Origin of the sequence: Zavarzinia sp., assembly GCF_041650655.1 — a bacterium.
Classification (GTDB): domain Bacteria; phylum Pseudomonadota; class Alphaproteobacteria; order Zavarziniales; family Zavarziniaceae; genus Zavarzinia.
Genome location: NZ_JBAZKR010000295.1, coordinates 1 through 2,531 on the forward strand (window position 1 = coordinate 1; position 2,531 = coordinate 2,531).

3 protein-coding genes are annotated in these 2,531 nt (G+C 67.9%); 2 read left to right on the forward strand and 1 reads right to left on the reverse strand.

All coding sequences use genetic code 11. From position 1 onward, the window contains the following. Together WC493_RS23810 and WC493_RS23815 are read left to right on the forward strand one after the other, a co-directional pair. The coding region (locus WC493_RS23810) for a nitric oxide reductase activation protein NorD (protein ID WP_373069238.1) at positions 1–804 on the forward strand (804 nt) is incomplete at its 5' end. Between the two features lie 64 nt (positions 805–868). After that, positions 869–1,804: a DUF808 domain-containing protein gene (locus WC493_RS23815; protein WP_373069240.1), complete on the forward strand. Its 936-nt coding sequence runs from the start codon at positions 869–871 to the stop codon at positions 1,802–1,804. A 22-nt stretch (positions 1,805–1,826) separates the two neighbouring features. On the opposite strand, the gene WC493_RS23820 is transcribed toward WC493_RS23815, so the two are convergent. Beyond that, the coding region (locus tag WC493_RS23820) for an AAA family ATPase (protein WP_373069242.1) at positions 1,827–2,531 on the reverse strand (705 nt) is incomplete at its 5' end.

Here is a 2,531-nt window from a genome sequence, read left to right on the forward strand (position 1 = left end):
CTGCAGACGGTCGGCGGCGAGGATGTCAGCTACGTGCCGGAGGTTCGCGCCCGTCATGCGCCGCTGGTGCGCCAGTTGCGGCGGCGCTTCGAGGCCATGCGCGGCGAAGACCGTACCCTGCGCCGCCAGGCCGATGGTCCCGAAGTGGATATCGACGCGCTGGTCGAAGCGATTGCCGACCGGCGCGGCGGCGCCGAGCCGGGCACGCGCCTGTTCTGCCGCCGCCAGCGCGACGAGCGCTCGCTGGCGGCCGCCTTCCTGGTCGACATGAGCGGCAGCACCGAAGGCTGGATCAACGATGCCGAACGCGAGGCGCTGGTGATGCTCTGCGAGGCACTGGAAATGCTCGACGACCGCTACGCCATCTGGGGTTTTTCCGGCTGGACGCGGACACGCTGCGACATCTACCGCATCAAGGAGTTCGACGATCCCTACGATGCAAAAGTGCAGGCCCGCATCGCCGCCATCAAGCCGCGCGACTACACGCGCATGGGGCCGCCACTCCGCTACCTGACCCGGCAGCTGCTCGCCGAACCGGCCAAACACCGCTTGCTGGTCAGCCTGTCCGACGGCCGTCCCGACGATTTCGGCGACGATTACCGCAGCCGGTACGGCATCGAGGATACCCGCCAGGCGCTGCTCGAGGCGCGCCAGGCAGGCGTGCGCTCGTTTTGCGTGACGCTCGACAAAAGCGGCGCCGACTACCTCAAGTACATGTACGGGCCGGCGGCTTTTGCCGTGCTCGACGATGTCCGCAAGCTGCCGCTGAAAATCGCCGACATCTATCGCAAGCTGACCATATGAACGCATCCGCGGCGATAGCGGCTAAACTGCGGACCGGCTTTTTCAAAAGCGGAATGACATAACCATGGCCGGCGCCAGTTTGCTCGCACTGCTAGACGACATTGCCACCATCCTCGACGATGTGGCGGTGATGACCAAGGTCGCGGCGAAGAAGACCGCCGGCGTGCTGGGCGACGACCTCGCCCTGAACGCCCAGCAGGTGAACGGCGTGCGCGCCGAACGCGAACTGCCGGTGGTCTGGGCGGTCGGCGTCGGCTCGCTGAAGAACAAGGCCATCCTGGTCCCCGCCGCGCTGGCGATCAGCGCCCTGCTGCCGGCGGCGATAATGCCTCTGCTGATGCTGGGCGGCGTGTTCCTCTGCTTCGAGGGCGTCGAAAAGCTCGCCCACAAGTGGCTGCACCCCGCCACCGAAGATGCCGCCCATCACGCCGAGCAGATCGCCCTGCTGGCCGATCCGGCGGTCGATCTGGTGGCCATGGAAGCCGACAAGATCAAGGGTGCGATCCGCACCGATTTCATCCTCTCGGCCGAAATCATCGTCATTACCCTGGGCACCGTCGCCGACAAGCCCTTTCTGTTTCAGGTCGTCGTGCTGTCCGGCATCGGCGTGCTGATGACCGTGGGCGTCTATGGCCTGGTTGCCGGCATCGTCAAGCTGGACGATGCCGGCGCCTGGCTGCTGGAACGCGGCGGCCGCTTGCGTTCCGCGCTCGGGCGTGCCCTGTTGCTGGCCGCGCCGCGCCTGATGAAGGCGCTGACGGTGATCGGCACGGCGGCGATGTTCATGGTCGGCGGCGGCATCCTGATGCACGGCCTGCCGGGCAGCCACGATGTCCTGCATCACATCGATGCCGTGCTGCGCGCCGTGGCCGGCATCGGCGGCCTGCTCGCCGCCGTGGTACCGACCCTGCTCGACATGCTGCTCGGTGCGATCGCCGGCGCCCTGGCGCTGGCGGCGGTGAAGCTGTTCGGGCGCCTGCGCGGCGCCGGCGCGGCCTGAGTTCGCGGCGCTCAGGAGGCGCTCAGGGGGCGATGAGGCAGCGGCGCTCGGCTTCATCCAGCGCTTCGAACCAGCCCGGTTGCCGGTCGAGTACCGCCACCGTCGCCTCCGAGGCATCGCCGTTGCGCGCCAGCAGGCGGCGGCGCAATTCCTCCGGCGGCGCTTCGGTGGCGAGGATGCTGAAGCCGAGGCCGAGTTCCGCCGCCAGTGCAGCAAACTCGCCGCGCTCGGCGCGCTTGAGGAAGGCGGCATCGACGATCACCGGCCAGCCTGCCGCCAGCAGTTCGCGGCTCAGCGCCAGCAGTCGGGCATAGGTGCGCGCCGTAGCTTCCGCCGTGTAAATGCCGCCATCCGGCGCCGAGTGGCTGTTGTCATGTGGCGCCAGGCCGAACAGGCGCTTGCGTTCCACATCGGAGCGTAGCCGCACGATGCTGCCGCCCGCGTTCAGCGCCGGGTCGAGCAGTCGCGCCGAACTTGCCGTGGTCTTGCCGGACCCGGACAGACCGCAGGTAATCACTAAAGTCGGCGCTGGCGGCACGGCGATTTTTGCGGCGAGTTGCAAGTAAGCGCGCGCCGCGTCGAGTTCGCCGCGTGCCGCTTCCGGATCTTCCTGTCGTGCGCGCAAGGTAGCGACCTTGGCCCGTACCACGGCGCGGTACACGGCGTAAAAGCGCAGCATGGAGAGTGCGGCGAAGTCGCCGCCGGTCTCCAGCCAGGAATTCAGGAA

What these genes read in the sequence shown, in the direction of transcription:
- WC493_RS23815 (WP_373069240.1), top strand. Translation starts at nt 869, where the DNA reads ATGGCCGGCGCCAGTTTGCTCGCACTGCTAGACGACATTGCCACCATC.